Source organism: Mesorhizobium sp. Ca11, from assembly GCF_020165275.1.
GTDB lineage: Bacteria > Pseudomonadota > Alphaproteobacteria > Rhizobiales > Rhizobiaceae > Mesorhizobium.
The window spans coordinates 13,355-31,432 of record NZ_JAIUHU010000010.1 but is presented as its reverse complement, the minus strand read 5'-3'; the positions used below and the strand labels follow the sequence as shown (position 1 = coordinate 31,432).

At 64.2% G+C, this 18,078-nt stretch carries 18 protein-coding genes and 1 pseudogene; 11 read left to right on the top strand and 8 right to left on the bottom strand.

Going from position 1 to position 18,078, the window contains the following annotated elements; translation table 11 throughout:
- The first annotated feature begins 1 nt into the window (after position 1).
- The 6 genes from iolE to phnN all read left to right on the top strand — a co-directional run bounded on the left by iolE (position 2) and on the right by phnN (position 5,221).
- Entirely contained in the window at positions 2-916 is a 915-nt protein-coding gene (iolE, locus tag LB538_RS18610; protein ID WP_224525906.1) for a myo-inosose-2 dehydratase, read from the top strand.
- 64 nt (positions 917-980) lie between these two features.
- A complete protein-coding gene (locus LB538_RS18605; protein ID WP_095768043.1) occupies positions 981-1,193 on the top strand; it encodes a DUF3329 domain-containing protein in 213 nt (70 codons plus the stop codon).
- 377 nt (positions 1,194-1,570) lie between these two features.
- Complete coding sequence (gene iolB, locus LB538_RS18600; protein ID WP_224525908.1) at positions 1,571-2,383, top strand: 5-deoxy-glucuronate isomerase; 813 nt, start codon at positions 1,571-1,573, stop codon at positions 2,381-2,383.
- Between the two features lie 245 nt (positions 2,384-2,628).
- On the top strand, positions 2,629-3,336 hold the full coding sequence (locus LB538_RS18595; RefSeq protein ID WP_224525910.1) for a DUF1045 domain-containing protein: 708 nt from the start codon (positions 2,629-2,631) through the stop codon (positions 3,334-3,336).
- Positions 3,337-3,458: 122 nt separating this feature from the next.
- Positions 3,459-4,598, top strand: a complete 1,140-nt coding sequence (locus LB538_RS18590) for an alpha-D-ribose 1-methylphosphonate 5-triphosphate diphosphatase (RefSeq protein ID WP_224525913.1) — start codon at positions 3,459-3,461, stop codon at positions 4,596-4,598.
- Complete coding sequence (gene phnN / locus LB538_RS18585; protein WP_224525917.1) at positions 4,595-5,221, top strand: phosphonate metabolism protein/1,5-bisphosphokinase (PRPP-forming) PhnN; 627 nt, start codon at positions 4,595-4,597, stop codon at positions 5,219-5,221. The genes LB538_RS18590 and phnN overlap by 4 nt, the downstream gene beginning before the upstream one ends.
- A gap of 199 nt (positions 5,222-5,420) precedes the next feature.
- On the opposite strand, the gene LB538_RS18580 is transcribed toward phnN, so the two are convergent.
- The 7 genes from LB538_RS18580 to LB538_RS18550 all read right to left on the bottom strand — a co-directional run bounded on the left by LB538_RS18580 (position 5,421) and on the right by LB538_RS18550 (position 12,486).
- Entirely contained in the window at positions 5,421-6,236 is an 816-nt protein-coding gene (locus LB538_RS18580; protein ID WP_224525919.1) for an ABC transporter ATP-binding protein, read from the bottom strand.
- On the bottom strand, positions 6,236-6,967 hold the full coding sequence (locus LB538_RS18575; protein WP_224525921.1) for an ABC transporter permease: 732 nt from the start codon (positions 6,965-6,967) through the stop codon (positions 6,236-6,238). Before LB538_RS18575 ends, LB538_RS18580 begins: the two co-directional genes overlap by 1 nt.
- A 9-nt stretch (positions 6,968-6,976) precedes the next feature.
- On the bottom strand, positions 6,977-7,723 hold the full coding sequence (locus LB538_RS18570; RefSeq protein WP_224525923.1) for an ABC transporter permease: 747 nt from the start codon (positions 7,721-7,723) through the stop codon (positions 6,977-6,979).
- Between the two features lie 86 nt (positions 7,724-7,809).
- Positions 7,810-8,652 carry a transporter substrate-binding domain-containing protein gene (locus LB538_RS18565; RefSeq protein ID WP_224525924.1) on the bottom strand — a complete coding sequence of 281 codons (843 nt, stop codon included), beginning with the start codon at positions 8,650-8,652 and terminating at the stop codon, positions 7,810-7,812.
- Between the two features lie 193 nt (positions 8,653-8,845).
- Positions 8,846-9,841, bottom strand: a complete 996-nt coding sequence (locus tag LB538_RS18560; RefSeq protein WP_224525925.1) for an ABC transporter permease — start codon at positions 9,839-9,841, stop codon at positions 8,846-8,848.
- Positions 9,838-11,403, bottom strand: a complete 1,566-nt coding sequence (locus LB538_RS18555) for a sugar ABC transporter ATP-binding protein (RefSeq protein WP_224525926.1) — start codon at positions 11,401-11,403, stop codon at positions 9,838-9,840. Before LB538_RS18555 ends, LB538_RS18560 begins: the two co-directional genes overlap by 4 nt.
- 120 nt (positions 11,404-11,523) lie before the next feature.
- Entirely contained in the window at positions 11,524-12,486 is a 963-nt protein-coding gene (locus tag LB538_RS18550) for a sugar-binding protein (RefSeq protein WP_095768035.1), read from the bottom strand.
- 612 nt (positions 12,487-13,098) lie between these two features.
- On the opposite strand from LB538_RS18550, the gene LB538_RS18545 reads away from it, so the two are divergent.
- From LB538_RS18545 to LB538_RS18525, 5 genes and pseudogenes are all read left to right on the top strand, one after another.
- Positions 13,099-14,205 carry a LacI family DNA-binding transcriptional regulator gene (locus LB538_RS18545; RefSeq protein ID WP_224525927.1) on the top strand — a complete coding sequence of 369 codons (1,107 nt, stop codon included), beginning with the start codon at positions 13,099-13,101 and terminating at the stop codon, positions 14,203-14,205.
- Positions 14,206-14,295: 90 nt separating this feature from the next.
- Complete coding sequence (locus LB538_RS18540; RefSeq protein WP_224525929.1) at positions 14,296-14,601, top strand: DUF1778 domain-containing protein; 306 nt, start codon at positions 14,296-14,298, stop codon at positions 14,599-14,601.
- Positions 14,601-15,137, top strand: coding sequence for a GNAT family N-acetyltransferase (locus tag LB538_RS18535; RefSeq protein WP_224525931.1), 537 nt, complete (start codon positions 14,601-14,603; stop codon positions 15,135-15,137). Before LB538_RS18540 ends, LB538_RS18535 begins: the two co-directional genes overlap by 1 nt.
- 12 nt (positions 15,138-15,149) lie before the next feature.
- Positions 15,150-15,371, top strand: a pseudogene (locus LB538_RS18530) (hypothetical protein); the annotation flags it as partial.
- 32 nt (positions 15,372-15,403) lie between these two features.
- On the top strand, positions 15,404-16,480 hold the full coding sequence (locus tag LB538_RS18525; RefSeq protein WP_224525933.1) for an NAD(P)H-dependent flavin oxidoreductase: 1,077 nt from the start codon (positions 15,404-15,406) through the stop codon (positions 16,478-16,480).
- Positions 16,481-16,548: 68 nt separating this feature from the next.
- Here LB538_RS18525 and LB538_RS18520 read toward each other — a convergent pair whose 3' ends face one another.
- Complete coding sequence (locus LB538_RS18520; RefSeq protein WP_224525935.1) at positions 16,549-17,952, bottom strand: FAD-dependent oxidoreductase; 1,404 nt, start codon at positions 17,950-17,952, stop codon at positions 16,549-16,551.
- Positions 17,953-18,078: the final 126 nt, after the last annotated feature.

Sequence of the window (18,078 nt, the reverse complement as noted above, 5' to 3'; positions counted from 1 at the left end):
CTTGAAAGCCAAACTGGGCATGTCCCCCATCGCATGGTGGAATGACGATCTCGTGGAATTGAGCGATGACGTGTCGCTGGAAGAATGCCTGCGCCAGTCGCGCTCGGCCGGCTTCACCGGTATGGAGATGGGCCGCCGCTTCCCCAATGATCCGAAGGTGATGCTGCCGATCCTGAAGGAGGCCGACGTCACGCTTTGCGGCGGCTGGTTCTCAGGCACGCTTGTCAACGAGGACATCTCCCGGAACAAGGACCGCATCCAGCCGATGATCGACCTGTTCAAGGCGGTCGATGCGCCCTGCATCGTCTATGGCGAGGTCGGCCGGTCCATCCAGGGCGACCGCTCCAAGCCTCTGGCCACCAAGCCGAAACTTTCCGCCGACGAGATGAAGGCTTATGGCCGGCGCGTCACCGAGTTCGGCGAGTGGTGCGCTGAGCAAGGCATGCCGCTCTCCTACCATCACCACATGGCGGCGGTGGTCGAGACCGAACCGGAGCTCGACGCCTTCATGCGCAACTCCGGCGAAGGCATTCCGCTGCTGCTCGATGCCGGCCATCTCGCCTTTGCCGGCGGCGACGTGCTGCGCGCCATTGACAATCACCACAAGCGCATCAACCACGTCCATGTGAAGGATGTTCGCATGGGCGTGATCGACAGGCTCGACCGCACGAAACAGTCCTTCCTCGACGCCGTGGCGCTCGGCGCCTTCACCGTGCCGGGCGACGGCTCACTCGACTTCGGGGCGATTGTCCAGCGTTTCGCCGATCATGGCTATGAAGGCTGGTTCGTGGTCGAGGCCGAGCAGGATCCGAAGAAGAACCCGCCGCTCAAGATGGCCCAGGTCGGCCACAAGGAACTTATGCGGGTGATGACGGCCGCCGGCTATACGGTCGAGACGCAGGGTTTTCCGGCCTGAGCAGTGGATTAGTCGGGGCGCCCGGTTTATCCGTTGTGCTTTGGGCAAATCCTGGATTGGCGCGATGAAAGACTATGAGCATCCCTTCTTCCGGCCGCTGTGGCGCCGTATCGCGGTCGTCGCGGTCTGCCTGGTCTGGTCGGTGATCGAATTCGCGTCCGGCACGCCGTTCTGGGGCGTCATCGCGCTGGGCTTCGCCGGCTATGCGGTGTGGCAGTTTTTCTATCTCTATAAGCCGATTGAGGAGAACAAGGCCGAACCCGGACCGAAGGAGTGACTAATTCATGGCTCAGAAGCGTCTACGGATCGGATACTGCGTGCATGGCGGATCGCATGCGTTGGCGATTAGCCGAAACGCCCCTCGCTTCGTCATCCTAGGGCGCAGCAAGGAGCGCAGCGACGTAGCGCAGACCCTAGGATCCATTCCGTGACTTCGAAGCAGCCGCTGCGGTACAGAATTCTGCTCCGCAGCGCCCTTCGATTGAGGTAACGGCATGGATTCTAGGGTCTCCGCGACGGAGCTGCGCTCCTGCTTCGCCCTAGAATGACGAAGTTTGGAGGCCTCGGCCAATCTCGAAGGTTGTGCTGGTTCTGTCAGCCGGCAAGATCTTTGATCCGCAACCAACGAAGGCCAACGGAATAGGAGAGACAAAAATGTCGAAACTGCTCGTCAAGGCCGACAAGGCCCACGGCCATGTCGCTCATGTCACGCCGCAAAGCGCCGGCTGGACCTATGTCGGTTTCGACCTGCATCGGCTTCGTCCGGGCGAGACGGTGTCCGGCAAAACCGGCGAGCGCGAGGTCTGCCTGGTGTTCGTCACCGGAAAGGGCAAGGCATCGGCCGGCGGCAAGGATCTCGGCCTGCTCGGCGAGCGCATGTCGCCCTTCGAAGGCAAGCCGTGGTCGGTCTATGTGCCGCAAGGCGCCGACTGGTCGGTGACCGCCGATACCGAGCTGGAACTCGCCGTCTGCTCGGCGCCTGGCCTCGGTGGCCGTCTGCCGGTGCGCGTCATCGGACCTGACGATCTCGGCCAGGAGGTGCGCGGCAAGGGCACCAACACGCGCTACGTCACCAACATCCTGCCCGAGGGCAAGCCGGCTGATTCGCTGCTGGTGGTCGAGGTGATCACGCCCGGCGGCCACACGTCGAGCTATCCGCCGCACAAGCACGACCAGGACAATCTGCCGGCCGAATCCTATCTCGAGGAGACCTATTATCACCGCCTCAACCCGCCGCAGGGCTTTGCCTTCCAACGCGTCTACACCGATGCCGACCGCAACGGCGTGCGCGAGCTGGACGAGGCGATGGCGATCGAGGACGGCGACGTCGTGCTGGTGCCCAAGGGCTATCATCCCTGCGCCGCCTGCCACGGCTACGATCTTTATTACCTCAACGTCATGGCCGGACCGAAGCGGACGTGGAAATTCCACAACGCGCCCGAGCATGAATGGCTGATGAAGGCCTGATCGACACGCCGGCAAAGCCGTTGGTCCAGCCCGGAAAAATCGTCGGCTAACGAGCTCCGTGCTGGACTTGCCTTCGAAAACCCACGAAAGCTTCGTCAATCCGTCATGGAAATCACCTATGGCAGCGGTTCCGGTGCATGTCGCCGCAAGCGCTCCGGCGTTTGGGCCACGACTTGCCAAGACAATGACTTGAAGCGCGTCGCATATTCCTTTGGGGCGCGCAGCGCGCTTGACGAGGAACGCCCATGCGCTACGCGATCTACTACACCCCGGGGCAGGACGAGAAGCTGGCGCGCATTGCCGCCAACTGGCTGGGCCGCGACCCGTTTGGCGCGGCGACGCGGCCGGTCGAGGCCGTAGGCGATCTGTCGGCCGCGGAAGTCGCTTTCCATACTGCCTCTGCCCGGCGCTACGGATTCCACGCGACCCTGAAAGCGCCGTTCCGGCTGGCGCCGGACGAGACGGAAGCCTCGCTGCGCGCCGCGCTCGACGCTTTCGCCGAGGCGACGCCGCCTGTGATCATCCCGCGTCTGGTCGTCGGCCAAATCGACGGCTTTTTCGCGCTGGTGCCGGAAGCGCAGTTCGCGCCGCTCAACGATTTCGCCGGCGAGGTGGTGCGCGCCTTCGATCCGTTCCGCGCGCCGCTGACCGAGGCCGAGATCGAGCGCCGCAGCCCCGATGCGCTGAAGCCGGACGAGTTTCGCAACCTTTGCCAATGGGGCTATCCTTACGTCTTTGACACGTTCCGCTTCCACATGACGCTGTCGGGGCGGGTCGGGCCACAGGAAAGCCCACGTCTTCGTGCAGCGATCGACGGCCTGTTCGCCGACGTGCTGCGGCAGCCCGTGCCGGTGGATGCGCTGACATTGTTCGTCGAAAGCGAGCCCGGCGCCCCGTTCATGGTGCTTTCCCATCATGCGCTTGGCCGCAGCCCCGCCCGCAAGACCGCATAGGACGGATCCGCGGAAACGCTGAACCGCCCTATCTTTTTGTTTACGCAATTCCGGACGGAAAACCGCAAAGCACTTTTCCTGGAATTGCTCTGAAACGACTGCTTGAGATAGGACCGCCCGAGATGACCGCCGAAACCGTTCTCACCAATGCCCGCATCGTGTTGCCCGACGAAATCGTCAAGGGCTCGCTGTTGTTGCGCGACGGCCTGATTGCCGCCGTCGAGCCCGGTGCCGTCCGCGCCGGCGAGGACATGGGCGGCGATTACATCATCCCGGGTCTCGTCGAGCTGCACACCGATCACCTCGAAGGTCATTACGCGCCGCGCCCGAAAGTGCGCTGGAACCCGATCGCCGCCGTGCTTGCCCATGACGCCCAGGTCGCGACCGCCGGCATCACCACGGTGCTCGACGCCCTGCGCGTCGGCATGGACGAGGATGCCGACCTGAAATCCGACGACGTTCGCAAGCTGGCCGACGCCATCGAGGACAGCGTGCGCCAGGATCGGCTCAGGGCCGACCATTTCATCCACCTGCGTTGCGAGGTCTCGGCGCCGGACTGCCTCGAGGCTTTCGCCAATTTCGAGACCGACGAGCGGGTTAAGCTCGCCTCGCTGATGGACCATGCGCCCGGACAGCGCCAGTTCGTCAACCTCGAGACCTATGCCTATTACTACCAGCGCAAGCTGAAGCTGACGGACCGCGACTTCCAGAAATTCTGCGAGAAGCGGATGGCCGAATCGGCCCGCAATTCCGGTCCGAACCGCGTCTTCATCTCGGCCGCCTGCCAGGAGCGCGGCATCGTGCTGGCGAGCCATGACGACGCGACCGCCGGCCATGTCGACGAGGCGATCGAGCAGGGCGTGCGCGTCGCCGAGTTCCCGACGACAGAAGAGGCGGCCAAGGCCTCGAAAGCCGCGGGCCTCGGGGTGCTGATGGGCGCGCCGAACGTCATGCGCGGCGCCTCGCATTCCGGCAATGTCTCGGCGCGCACGCTTGCCGCCGACGGCCTGCTGGACATCCTTTCATCCGACTACATCCCCTTCAGCCTGATCCAGTCGGCCTTCTTCCTCGGCGATGTCGTCGAGGGCATCTCGCTACCGCAGGCGGTCGCGATGGTCTCGAAGAACCCGGCCGAAGCGATCGGCCTCGCCGACCGCGGCGTCATCGAGCCCGGCCGCCGTGCCGACCTGGTGCGGGTGCGCGTGGACGACCATGTGCCGGTCGTTCGCACCGTGTGGCGTCAGGGCAGCCGGGTCGCATGATGGTCTCGGCCCTCATCGAGCGCGAGCTGGCCGACAGCCTGCCGATCCGCAACGGCGTCTTCGTCGCGGTGGTGGGGCCGAGCGGCGCCGGCAAGGACACGCTGATCGGCTACGCCAAGGCGCGCTTTGCCGGGGAGACGCGGCTGGAATTCGTGCGCCGTGTCATCACCAGGCCGAGCGACACGGCAAGCGAGGACCACGACACGCTGGCCGATGCCGCCTTTGCCGAGGCGGAGGCCGACGGCGCCTTCTCGCTGTGCTGGGACGCGCACGGCCTGCGCTATGGCCTGCCGGCCGATGTCGACTGGGCGGTCGCCAATGGTCATGTAGCCGTGGCGAATGTCTCCCGCGCGGTCATACCGGCGCTGCGCGAACGCTACGCCAACCTGGCCGTGGTCGAGATCACCGCCACGCCGGAGATCCTCGCCGAACGGCTCGCCGCGCGCGGCCGCGAATCGCGCGGCGAGGTGCTTGCCCGCCTGGCGCGCAGCACCAGCGTCAAGCTGACGGGACCGGACGTGACCTCGATCGACAACAGCGGCGACAAGGAAATCGCCGGCGAACGCTTCGCCGAGGTGCTGCGCAAGGCGATGGCGTTCTCGGATCTGTCGGACATGATCTAGCGCTTTCCCTTCTCCCCCTGTGGGAGAAGGTGGATCGGCGCGAAGCGCCGAGACGGATGAGGGGTGCTCCAGCTTGGCGGTGGCTTTCGCCTGGCAGCACCGTTGTGCCCAAACGCCAGCGCCTCGCTCCGTCCAGCACCCCTCATCCGGCCGCTTCGCGGCCACCTTCTCCCACAAGGGGAGAAGGGGGCGCAGCGCCTCACTTATTGAAGTTGGCGATGAACTGCGTGAACTGCGGCGTCGGCGGCCTGGCGAACATCTCCTTCGGTTCGCCGGCCGAGTCCACCTCGCCCTTGTGCAGGAACATCACCTTGCTCGACACGTCACGGGCAAAACCCATCTCGTGCGTGACGACCAGCATGGTGCGTCCTTCTTCGGCGAGCGAGCGCATAACGCGCAGCACCTCGCCGACCAGTTCCGGATCGAGCGCCGATGTCGGCTCGTCGAACAGCATCACCTTGGGATTCATCGCCAGCGCGCGGGCTATTGCCGCGCGCTGCTGCTGGCCGCCCGACATGTGGGGCGGATAGTAGTTGCGGCGCTCCCATATGCCGACGCGTTTCAGCAATGCCTCGGCCTGCTCCAGGCACTCGGCGCGCGGCCGCTTCAGCACATGCGTCGGCGCGGCGACGAGGTTTTCCAGCACGGTCATGTGCGACCACAGATTGAAGCTCTGGAACACCATGGCGAGGTTGGCGCGGATCCGCTCCACCTGGCGGATGTCGGCGGGCATCTGGTGGCCGTCGCGACCCCGCTTCATCTTGATGAGCTCGCCGTCGACCCGCACTTCGCCGGAATCCGGGGTCTCCAGGAGATTGATACAACGCAGCATCGTGCTCTTGCCGGACCCGGAGGAGCCGAGAATCGAGATGACGTCGCCCTTGTGGGCCTCGAGCGAAATGCCCTTGAGCACCTCATGATCGCCGAAGCACTTGCGCAGATCCTTTACGCTGATGGCGGGCGTCTCGTCGGAGGACGGCGCGGCTTTCGCGGCAGCGGCGACATTTGCCGACATCACAACACCTCCGGTACGGGTTTGACTTGCTGGCTCCGCTCGGGCGGGGGACGCAGATGCGGCGAAAGCCGGTGCTCGACCCAGGCAAACAGCCGGGCGATCGACAGGTTGAGAAGCAGGTAGATCACGCCGGCGCAGGTCAGCACCTCAATCGGCCGGAACGTGTCATGCTGGATCTTCTGCGCCGTTCCCATCATCTCCATGATGGTGACCACGGACGCCAGCGCGGTTGCCTTGGTCATGAGGATGATTTCCGTCGAATAGGCCGGCAACGCAAGCCGCAGCGCGATCGGCAGCGTGACGAGGCGGAAGCGAGTGAAGGCCGACATGCCGAACGCCTTGGCCGCCTCGATCTGGCCGACAGGCACCGCGCGCAGCGCGCCGCGGAAAATCTCGCTCTCATAGGCCGCAGTATTCAAGGCCATGGCGACGATCGTGCAATACATCGGATCGCGCAGGATTGGCCACAGGATCGGGCTGTGGCGCACGAAGTCGAACTGGGAGAGCCCGAAATAGACCAGATAGAGCTGCACCAGCAACGGCGAGCCGCGGAAGACGAAAACATAGGCGCGGGTGAAATACTCGCCCGATTTGTAGCCGGAAGCCCGCAGCCAGGTCAGGCCGGTGGCGATGATGAGCCCGAAGGCGATGCCGAAGAACCAGATCTCGAGCGTCAGCGGCAGCGCCTTCAGCACGCTCCACATGGTTGAAAGGTAGAAGTCGAAATCCACCGCCACCTCTTATTTCGGCCGTGTGAAGCTTCGGGAGGTGTAGCGCTCGGCTTTGTCGAAGATCGGCGTCGAGATCGAGGTCATCACCAGATAGAGGATGCCGGCGAGCGTGTAGAAAAGCAGCGAATGATGCGTCGAGCGCGCCGCCTTGTTGGCCGTCAGCATCAGCTCGGCGACGCCGGTGACCGAGATCAGCGCCGAGTCCTTGATGGTCAATTGCCAGACATTGCCCAGCCCCGGCACCGCGAGACGCAGGACCTGCGGCATGATCACGAGGCGAAAACGCAGCCAGGCCGACATGCCGTAGGCACGCGCCGCTTCCAGCTCGCCGCGATGGATCGCCAGGAACGAGCCGCGAAAAACCTCGGCCTGATAGGCGCCGGAAATGATGCCGACCGCGAGAACGCCGCCAAGGAAACTCGGCATGTTCAAGATATCGGCCGAGCCGATCGATCCGGTCGAGCGCGCCACGCCGGTCAGGACCTGGGTGCCGCCATAGTAGAACAGGTAGATGATCAGGAGTTCCGGTTCGCCGCGGAAGACGGTGGTGTAGCTCTCGCCGATGAACCTCAATCCGCCGCGATGCGAAAGCTTGGCCGCCGCCACCAGCGAGCCGAGCACGGCGCCGATCAGCATCGAGACGACGGTGACGGCGAGCGTCCAGGCGATGCCCCAGAGCAGTTGCACGCCCCAGCCGGCGGCCAACAGCTCATAGGCCGTCGAAACCTGATCCTTGAGATCGTTGAGAAACTCCACTTACGGCTCCTGCGGGCGCCGAGATAGGCATCGACGTATATGCTCAATGCAAAACGGGAGCAGCCTTGGCTGCTCCCGTTGCGACATTACTTGGTAATGTCGATCTTGAACCATTGCATGGAATATTTCGACACCGAGCCGTCATCGAGCGCGGCCTTGAGCGCCTTGTTGTAGATGTCCTGCAGGTCCTTGTCGCTCTTGCGGAAGGCCGCGCCGATGCCCGGCCCGAGGATCGGGCCACCCTTGAATTGCGGGCCGACGAATTCCAGGTCTTTCGCATCGGGCTTGGCCAGCGTGCCTAGGAAATAGGTGGTGTCGGCGAAGGCGACGTCGATGCGGCCCGCCATCAGGTCGAGGTCGTGCTCGTCGGTGGTCTTGTATTCATGGACGTTGGCGACATCCTTGAGATATTTGTCGGCGAAGGTCGCCTCCGTGGTCGAGACCTGCAGGCCGACATTCTTGCCGGTGAGCTCCTTGCGCAGCGTGTCGAGCGCCGCCTTGGATTCGGCGTCGTCCTTTGAGAGATCGATCATCTTGCCGGTGTTGGACATCTGCGCCAGCGGGCCGTTCTTGTCGGCCAGGAAAGCCACCGGCGACGACGCGTAGGGAATCGAGAAGTCGATGGTCTTCATGCGCTCTTCGGTGATCGACATGCCGTCCATGACGATGTCGAACTTGCCTGCCGTTAGCCCGGGAATGACGCCATCCCAATCCTGCGCGACGATGCTGCATTCCAGCTTCGCGCGGGCACAGACGTCGTTCAGGATGTCCACCTCGAAGCCGACGATCTTGCCGCTGGCATCGGTCTGGTTCCACGGGGCATAGGAGCCCTCCATCGCGACCGTCACGGTCTTCCAGTCCTTGGCCATAGCCAGGGTCGAGCAGGTCAGCGCCAGCGCGGCGAGCGCGATCCAACGTGATGATGTCACGGTAATTTCTCCCATATTTTGTTCTTGGAACCCTCAGATACCATTTGCTTAGCCCAGCCCCGATTCTGCGACAAGGGCTGTTTTCCGGTTCACGCGTTGTTGCAATTCGTCCGCGAATCGGGACCTGCCCACGGCTTCACCGCGAGCATCGATCCAATCGGAACCCGGTCCGGGTGTGGACGGAAGAGCGAGACTACTCCGCCGGCGCGCCGGCGACGCCCCGGCGAGACGCCTCCAGCATCCGGCGCCGGGCGCGGAAGACGCCCCATTGCTGGTCGACCAGCACGCCGATCAGGATCACGCCGCCCATCACCGCGAAGTTGAGCGAGGAAGGAATGCCGAGCAGGTTGACGAGGTTCTGCAACTCCTGCAGCAGCACGGTGCCGAGGACAGCACCGACCAGCGACCCTTCGCCGCCGCGCAGCGAGAAGCCGCCCAGCACCGCCGCGGCGATGGCATAAAGCTCATAGAACTGGCCGTGGCTCGCGGGCGAGATCGAGCGCGTGTACATGGCGAAATAGATCGCCGACAGCGCCGTCAGCACGCCGCAGATGACATAGGCGGCGATGATCACCCGGCCCGTGCGGATGCCGGAATATTTCGCCGCTTCCTCGTTCTTGCCGATCGCATAGAGATAGCGGCCGAAGACCGAGCGGTGCAGCACCACCCACATAACGATGGCGATGACGATCAGCGCGATGAAGCTGTTCGGCAGGCCGTAGGAGCGGCCCGCGGTCAGGAACTCGAGCGTCGGGAAGTTCTGCCCGAAGGCGAAGCCGGCCGTGCCGTCGGCGGTATAGAAGCGCGCCACGCCGCGATAGATGAGCAGGCCGCACAGCGTCACCACGAAGGGCTGCAGTTTCAGCCGCGTGATCAGCCAGCCATGCACGAAGCCGATGACGGCGCCGAGCACGAGGATCAGCACGAAGGCCAGCGGCCAGCTCACCTCGCGCACCGCGATGAAATCGATGAACAGCGTGCCGAGCAGGGCGATCACCGAGCCGACCGACAATTCGATGCCGCCGGTGATGATGACGAAGGCCTGGCCGATCGACAGGATGCCGAACAGAGCGACCAGGTTGGAAGTGTTGGCGAGATTGATCGCCGACAGGAAGCGCGGGTTGATGGCCGTCACCACCGCGCCGACCACCAGGATCAGGATCAGCAGGCCGAGATCTTTCTTGCTCATTGCGCTCCTCCCGCCGCCTGCAGCAGTTTCGGCTTCTTGCCGACCGCCAGCAAAAGCACGTTCTCCTGGCTGAAATCGTCCTTATCGAGGATGCCGGAGATCTGCCCCTCATGCATGACCGCGATGCGGTCCGACACGCCGATCACTTCTTCCATGTCGCTGGAAATCATCAGCACGGCGACGCCGGCATCGGCGAGCGCCCGCATCAGCCCGTAGATCTCCGCCTTGGCGCCGATGTCGATACCGCGCGTCGGCTCGTCCAGGATCATCACCTTGGGGTTCATCGCCAGCCATTTGGCCAGAACCACCTTCTGCTGGTTGCCGCCCGACAGCGTCCCAGTGCGGGTCAAGACCGACGGCGCCTTGATGCCGAGGTTCTTCTTCTGCTTTTCGGCCGTCGCGAGCTCGGCGCCGACCGAGACCAGCGAGCGCCTGGCATGGGCCGGCAGGTTGGGCAATGAAATGTTCTGCGCGATCGAGAGATCGAGCAATATGCCGGTGAGCTTGCGGTCCTCCGGCACGAGGAAGATGCCATTCGCCACCGCGTCGGCCGCCGATGTCACATTCAGCGGCTTGCCGTCGAGCGTGACGCTGCCGGCGAGCCGTTCGTCGATCCCGAACAGCACGCGCGCGAGCTCCGTGCGGCCGGAACCGACCAGGCCCGCAAGGCCGAGTATCTCGCCGCGTTTCAACTCCAGACTGACCGGCCGGTCCGGATAGGTGCTGGTGCGGATTGCATCCGCCGACAGGGCTACGCTGCCCGGAGCCCGCGCGGCCTCGCCGGCCTTCTCGCGCTCCTTCAGCATGCGGCCGATCATCAGCCTGACCATCTCGTCGTGATTGATGTGGCTCTTGGGAAGGGTGCCGGCCAGCGTGCCGTCGCGCAGCACCACGACGCGGTCGGCGACGCGCTCGATCTCATGCAGCCGGTGCGAGATGAAGATGACGCTGATGCCTTGCGCCTTCAGGCCCTTGATGACGTCGAGCAGCTTTTCGGTTTCCGCCATCGGCAGGCTGGAAGTAGGCTCGTCGAGGATGACAAGGCGCGCCTTGATCGACAGCGCCTTGGCGATCTCGACCATCTGCTGCTGCGCGAGCGACAGCGACGCCACCGGCGCGTCGGCCGAGAAATTGGCGCCGACGCGCTTTAGCAGCGGCGCCACCATCTCGCGCAGTTTCGCGCGGTCGACCAGCCTCAGCGGCCCGGCACGCAGCGGCTCGCGGCCGAAGAAGATGTTGGCGGCGACGTCGAGATTTTCGAAGAGGTTCAGTTCCTGGTGCACGAAGGCGATGCCGGAGCCGATGCTATGCTCGACGGTCAGCGCGTCATGCGCCGCGCCGTCGACGGTGATGGTGCCGCTGTCCGGCCGCGTCACGCCGCCGAGGATCTTCATCAGCGTCGATTTGCCGGCGCCGTTTTCGCCGACCAGGCCTATGACCTCGCCGGGCCGGACCTCCATCGAGAATCTGTCCAGCGCCACAACGCCCGGATAGGTCTTGCGCACGGCCTCGAGGCTCAGGAACGGAGCGGTGGTCGGTTGAGTGGAATCGGTAGAGGTCATCACGCCATAGTTTACCGCACGGGGCAACAGCCGGTGGCCACAGACTGACGGGCCTTGGCGGGTCCGTCAATACGAACGCCGGCTCAAGGCGAACCTTGAGCCGGCGCAACTGTGCTGAGCTTACTTGCCCTGCATCGCCTTGAGGTTGGCGGCGTAGGCGTCCACATCATCCTTGCCGATGATCTTGGTCGGGATGATGATCAGGTTGTTGGCCGGGATGCCCGACTTGTCGCCCTTGAGGTAGGAAGCCATCAGCTTCATGCCCTGATAGGCCCATTCGAACGGCTGCTGCACCACGGTCGCGGCGACGGTGCCTTCCTTGACGCCGCCCAGCGTGATCGGATCGTCATCGAAGCCGACGACGGTGATCTGGCCGAGCTTGCCGGCGTCGCGCAGCGCTTCATAGATGCGCGGCGTGTTGTAGGAGTAGAAGCCGACCATGCAGGTGATGTCGGGGCTGGCGACCAGCGCGTCCTCGACATTCTTCTTGGCACGCGCCTGGTCGATGTCGTCGCCGCGTACGTCGACCAGCTCGATCTTGCTGCCGGCGAGCCCGTCCTTCATGCCCTGGATGCGCTCCTTGGCGTTGTCGGCGCCGAGCAGGCCGACGAAGCCCAGGCACTTGCCGCCGTTGGGCATCGCCTTCTTGGCGATTTCGGCCGCCTGTTTGCCGGCATCGACGTTGGACGAGCCGATATAAGCGACGCGCTTGGTCTGCGGCGCATCCGAGTCGGTGGTGAACAGCGCGGTTTCCGACGCGATCTTGTTCAATCCGTCGGTCGAGGTCTTGGGATCGACGGCCGAGACCATGATGCCCTTGACGCCTGCCGTCACCAGATCATCCATCAGCCGCTGCTGGATGGCGACCGACGACTGTTCCGGATATTTGAGCTCGAGATTGTAGTCGGGCAGTTCGCCCTGCGCCTTCTTCACGCCGGCTTCCGCCGCCTTCCAGAAGTCTGACGCACCGTTGACGACGAAGGCCAGCGTCGGCTTGTCGTCGGCGCGCACGCTGGCGCTCACCGACAGGCCTAATGCCAAGGCCGCCGCGGCGACTGATGCGTTGCGTATCATGGATTTCATAGTTCAAACCTCCCTTGTAGAACTCTTCGCTGATGTCTCGGCTGCGGCGCGGATAACCCTCCTCCTCAAGGGTGTGGCGCAAAGGTCCGCCGACTTAAGAACGGTTCCGATCCGGCCGCGGTCGAGACACTAGACACTCATGTGGCATTCGTAAATAGTCCGATTTGTCTGACATTTTCGTGAGGATGGACACGCGCCCAAACCGGCGATCCCGCCGGCTTTCGAGCGAGCATCCTTCGCACTTTGCCGGCACCGAGCGGAAGCCCGGACGGTTACGACGAGTTGACAGTAGAACGCTTACAGCTATTAGTAAAGAGTATTAGTTTTGGGCTGAGGCGCGTGCTTTCGAAGCGGAGGAGACGCTGGTCGAAAGATGCGCCGAGAGTGAGGAGAGCACGTGCGCAAAAGCGTTCTATCGCACGGAAACCCGTAGGAATTGTCAGCGCTGCTGACCCTATCGGACTGATTTCGTCGCGACGCGGCGCGGCCGGCGATTTGCATGTCGCGCTTGATAATACTTATTATCAATAGTGTGTTTCAGATGAGCGTGCCGACCATCTTGCCGTTGCAATCGGCCTTTGCTTTGGAGCCGGCCGGGTTTGGGAACCGACCATGAGTGAACCGACGGAACTGCGGGATCCTCCCGGGGCTTCCAGGCGCCGCAAGCCGGCCGCCAAGCCCAAAGGACGTGTCACCATGACCGACATCGCGCGCGCCGCCGGCTGCTCGCAGGCGACGGTCTCGTTCGTGCTCAACAATTCGCCGGGCATCAGGCTGTCGCAACAGACACGCGACCGGGTGATCGAGGCGGCCAGAGCGCTGGGCTATTCGCCGCCGGTCTTTTCCGCGCTGCGGCCGCCGGTGACGCCCTTCGAGGGCCTGGATGGCGTCATCGGCTTCGCGGTCGACCAGCTCGCCACCAGCCCCGAGGCGGTGGTCGCCATCGAGGGTGCGCGGCAGGCCTCGTGGAACGCCGGCAACGTGCTTCTGGTGGCGCAGACCATGGGCGACGCGGTGATGGAGTCGCGCGCCATCCAGGCGCTGACGGGGCGCGGCATCACGGCATTGATCTATATGACCATCTTCACCCGCGAGATCGCCGCGCCGGATTTCCTCTACAGCCTCGAGATGCCGGTCATCCTGCTCAACTGCTACACCGCCGATTATGCCTTCCCGGCCGTGGTTCCCTCCGAGATCGCCGGCGGCCAGAGCGCGACGAGACACCTGATCGGCCATGGCCATCGCCGCATCGCCACCATCACCGGCGAGCCGTGGATGCAGGCCGCTCAGGATCGGCTCAAGGGCTATCGCCGCGCTCTAGCCACCGCCGACATCCCGTTCGACCCGGAACTGGTGGTGGAGGGCGACTGGTCGGCCAGCGCCGGCTATGCCGCGACGGTCAAGCTGCTCGGGCTCAAGGAACGACCGACCGCCATCTTCTGCCAGAACGACCGCACCGCGATCGGCTGCTACGAAGCGCTGAAGGAAGCCGGCCTGCATATCCCGCACGACATCTCCGTGGTCGGCTATGACGATGAGGAGATCGCCCGCCATCTGTTCCCGCCGCTGACGACCTCCATCCTGCCGCATCTGGCGATGGGCCAATGGGCGATCGAGCAACTGGAGACGCCGCCGACGCCCGGCCGCGGCCGCTATCCGATCACCAAGCTGGAGTGCCCGCTGGTGGAACGGGAGAGCGTGGCAGGCGTGAAGGGATAGGATGTCCCAGATCGCCACTTCAAGGCTTGGAACGTATTGACATTGTACTGACAATCGCTAGATATCTGACCCTGACACAGGAGGATTTCGATGGCGCAGCCCAGTCATGCTGGCAGCAATCGCAACGCAGTTCGCAAGGATGATATGATTCAGATCCGCGCTTCGGCCGAGACGAAGGCCATTCTCAACCGCGCCGCGAGCTTGCGCGGGCAAAAACTGTCGGAGTTCATGCTGGACAGTGCGCGCAAGCAGGCTGAGGAGACCATTCTGGACCAGCGTGCCTTCTTTCTCGATGCCGACGCGCATGAGAAATTTCTTGACCTGCTTGATGCTCCGAACAAGCCGTCGCAAGAGCTTCGCGCCCGCATGACGCGCAAGCCAGCCTGGGAGCGCTGATGCCCGCTGGGCAATCGCAAGGCCCGCGAGTCCGTGCTCCGGAACGGCTGACCATCATTCATGATGTCGCAGAATTTCGCAACGGCAGGCATCCCACCCTTGATGACTGGCTGCGAAACCGTGCCCTCGCCGGCGAGGGATTGTCTGCCCGAACCTATGTCGTCTGCGACGCGGGCACGAAAAATCGTGTCGTCGGTTACTACGCGATCTCCACGGCGATGGAAGAACGGGTCGCGCTGCCAAGCGCCAAGCTACGCCGGGGCATGCCTGAACAGGTTCCTTTGCTGCTGATAGGCCGTCTGGCGATCGATCAGGCGTTCCAGGGAATGGGCCTCGGGGGCGACCTGCTTTCCGATGCGCTGCGGCGTTGCCTCGCGGTTTCGGACATTGCCGGGGTTCGTGCCGTGGTGGCGCACGCCATCGACGACGACGCCGTTGGTTTCTACCAGCGTCACGGCTTCACTATTTCTCCGCTGGGCGAGCGCGTCATGCTGATGCCGATCGAGACGATACAGGCGCTGTTCTCGAAAACTTGAGGCGAGTTGCATGACGAGGAGATCGCCCGCCATCACTTCCCGCCGCTGACGACCTTGCCGCATCTGGCGATGGGCCAATGGGCGATCGAGCAGCTCGAAACGCCGCCGACGCCTGGCCGCGGCCGCTATCCCATCACCAAGCTGGAGTGCCCGCTGGTGGAACGGGACAGCGCGGGGAGTGTGTACCCGCACAATTCCGATGACCCGGCCCCGAGACCGGCCTATGATGAGTGAGCGTGTGTTCCTTCCCAACAGGAAAAACGCTCATGTGGCCGAACCGCCGTTTATGCGATCTTTTCAAGATCGAGCATCCGATCATCCAGGCGCCAATGGCGGGCTCGGCGACGCCGGAACTCGCCGCCGCGGTGAGCAATGCCGGTGGGCTGGGGTCGCTCGGATGCGCATCGATGCTGCCGGATGGCCTGCGCAACGTTGCGCGCCAGATGCGCGCCTTGACCGTGCGTCCCTTCAACCTCAACTTCTTTGTTTTTCCCAGACCCGACACCGGCGACACCGTGCTGACCCAGGTCATTGACAGGTTGCGGCCCTACTACGAGGAGCTGTCGCTCGAGGAACCCTCGCGGAGGCTTCCGCCGATCGGACCGGGTTTCGACGAAGAAAAGCTTGAACTGCTGCTCGAGATCCGCCCGCCGGTCGTGAGCTTTCATTTCGGCATTCCGGATGCGGCTGCCGTTGGCAGGCTGAAGCATGCCGGGATCGCAGTCATCGGCACCGCGACGAATGTCGCCGAGGCGCGCAAGCTTGCCGACGGCGGAGCCGACGCGGTCATCGCCCAGGGCTGGGAGGCGGGAGGTCACCGCGGTTCGCATGCTCCCAATGGTCCTGGCGACGGCGTTGGAACGATGGCGCTGGTTCCCCAGGTCGTCGATGCCGTCGGGCTCCCGGTCATTGCCGCGGGAGGCATCGCCGACGGCCGCGGCATAGCGGCCGCTTTCGCGCTTGGCGCCAGCGGCGTGCAGATCGGCACCGGCTTCCTGTCCTGCGACGAAGCCGGCACGGACGCACCGCGCCGCGCCCTGATCCGCGCGGCCACGGACATGGACACGATGGTCACCGATGTCTTCACCGGCCGCGCGGCGCGGGCGAGACGCACCCGCTACGCCCTGGAAATGGAGGAGAGCAGGGTTCCCCTTCCGGACTTCCCGCAAATGGTCGCGCTCAGCGCTCCGCTCGGCGGCGACAAGGATTTCGCCTTCCATCTCTATGGGCAAGCGGCGGCGCTGAACAGGGAGCTTCCGGCCGGACAACTGGTGCGAACGCTCGTGGCCGAAACGGGCGAAGTGTTCGACGCTCTCTCGACCGGCAAAACGACGCCTGCGTGAGCGAAGTCTCCGTCATCGCGGTCCCGACGAGCTTTTAACCCGCCCGTCGACGCTGGATTACGAAAAGATCAGCCGGCAAGTAGCGATGCCATACGGTCGCGATCGATGATGTTGGGATTCGGCGGCAAGGGACGACCGTCCAGTTCGGCCAGTTTTGCCGCGACATGCGGTCTGGCGACGACATCCTGCGGCAGCGAAACGCACATGGCGATCTCGATCACGCCGCGAAACACGTCGGCATCCTCGCTTGCGGCAGCGAAAAGCCGGGCCATGACCGGATTCGGCGGCGGAACAGGAAGGCCGTCGGCCAAGGCGTTCATCTCCGCGATCCGGGCACGGTCGGCGGCGATCTGGTTGCGATAGAACGGGCCGACCTGACGCTCGGTCTCGACATCGTATTCCCGCGAGAATTCGGCAGGGTCGCCGATGTGCCGGCAAGCGACGTTCCTGAGCACCTGCGCGTGCAGAAGGCCGACGCTCAACCCCCGCCCGGCGGACGGATTGGTGCAGGCCCAGGCGTCGGCCACAGCCGCAAACCCGGTGACGACAGGCCGGCCGTCGACGACAAACCGCCGGTAGCGGTCGAGAACGCCTGCCATCAGCAGGACGTGCGTGATCGGCTCGCCGTCAAGCCAATGGGCTTGCATCGGACATGCCGTTACGACACGGTGGAAGGTGGCGGTGTCGCGCAAAGCGCGCATGGCCTTGTTTCTCGCGGAGGTGAACAGGGTGACCGACCAGGTGTCGTTGTCGCCATCCAGCGTGAGAATCGAGAACAGCCCCATCGGAGTGAGCAGGCGGCCCTTTCGGCGCGGCCGCTGCTTGCCCGTGAAATAGCGAGTGAAATAGACGAAATTGCTGTCCTCGGCTTCCTCGCTCGGACTGCGGCCTCCGGCGGCAACGATCCATTCGCAGGCAGGGCTTCGCCGCCCCATCGCATCGATCACCAGATCGGCGCGAATCTCTTCGCCGGACGTGGTGCGGACGCCCGCAATATGCGGCACGCCGGGAATGGCTGAGGCGCCTGTGATCAGCTCGCGAACCTTGATCCCCCGCCGGACCGTCACATTGGGCGCAGCTTGCGCCATCTCGGCTACGGCCCACTCGATCACCGGCCGCCGGCCGGTAACGAAGCGCATGGCTTCGTCGCCCGGGCGGGGCGCCCTGTCCGTTATCGTCGGGGGCAACGATCGGGGGTCGAAGAAATCCATCCAGACGCAGCCGGCGCGCAGCAAAATATCCGTCAGCCCCGGCAACTCCTGATCGGCGACCATCCGGAAACGCGAGCTGAGGTTGTGGGGCTGCCTGAACTGCGCAACGCCGGGGCGCTCCCAGTCCCATCCTTGACTGGAACTCGAAGGCCGGTCCGCCGGATCAGCCTCGAGGACCGTCACGTCGTGACCATCGCGGCCAAGCATGGCCGCCGTGCACAACCCGATTACGCCTCCACCGCAAATCAGGATTTTGCTCACCCCGTCCCCCAATATCCGCGAGGGTTAGGCGCCATATTAGCTTCTGCGCACAGTCCCGGCAACGTGCCGGGCCGCCAGGCCCACCGCTTGTGTGCGGTCACGGAACGATCCGCTGCTTTGGCTGCT

What these genes read in the sequence shown, in the direction of transcription:
- LB538_RS18605 (WP_095768043.1), top strand. Translation starts at nt 981, where the DNA reads ATGAAAGACTATGAGCATCCCTTCTTCCGGCCGCTGTGGCGCCGTATC.
- iolB (WP_224525908.1), top strand. Translation starts at nt 1,571, where the DNA reads ATGTCGAAACTGCTCGTCAAGGCCGACAAGGCCCACGGCCATGTCGCT.
- LB538_RS18595 (WP_224525910.1), top strand. Translation starts at nt 2,629, where the DNA reads ATGCGCTACGCGATCTACTACACCCCGGGGCAGGACGAGAAGCTGGCG.
- LB538_RS18590 (WP_224525913.1), top strand. Translation starts at nt 3,459, where the DNA reads ATGACCGCCGAAACCGTTCTCACCAATGCCCGCATCGTGTTGCCCGAC.
- phnN (WP_224525917.1), top strand. Translation starts at nt 4,595, where the DNA reads ATGATGGTCTCGGCCCTCATCGAGCGCGAGCTGGCCGACAGCCTGCCG.
- LB538_RS18580 (WP_224525919.1), bottom strand. Translation starts at nt 6,236, where the DNA reads ATGTCGGCAAATGTCGCCGCTGCCGCGAAAGCCGCGCCGTCCTCCGAC.
- LB538_RS18560 (WP_224525925.1), bottom strand. Translation starts at nt 9,841, where the DNA reads ATGAGCAAGAAAGATCTCGGCCTGCTGATCCTGATCCTGGTGGTCGGC.
- LB538_RS18555 (WP_224525926.1), bottom strand. Translation starts at nt 11,403, where the DNA reads ATGACCTCTACCGATTCCACTCAACCGACCACCGCTCCGTTCCTGAGC.
- LB538_RS18550 (WP_095768035.1), bottom strand. Translation starts at nt 12,486, where the DNA reads ATGAAATCCATGATACGCAACGCATCAGTCGCCGCGGCGGCCTTGGCA.
- LB538_RS18545 (WP_224525927.1), top strand. Translation starts at nt 13,099, where the DNA reads ATGAGTGAACCGACGGAACTGCGGGATCCTCCCGGGGCTTCCAGGCGC.
- LB538_RS18540 (WP_224525929.1), top strand. Translation starts at nt 14,296, where the DNA reads ATGGCGCAGCCCAGTCATGCTGGCAGCAATCGCAACGCAGTTCGCAAG.
- LB538_RS18535 (WP_224525931.1), top strand. Translation starts at nt 14,601, where the DNA reads ATGCCCGCTGGGCAATCGCAAGGCCCGCGAGTCCGTGCTCCGGAACGG.
- LB538_RS18525 (WP_224525933.1), top strand. Translation starts at nt 15,404, where the DNA reads ATGTGGCCGAACCGCCGTTTATGCGATCTTTTCAAGATCGAGCATCCG.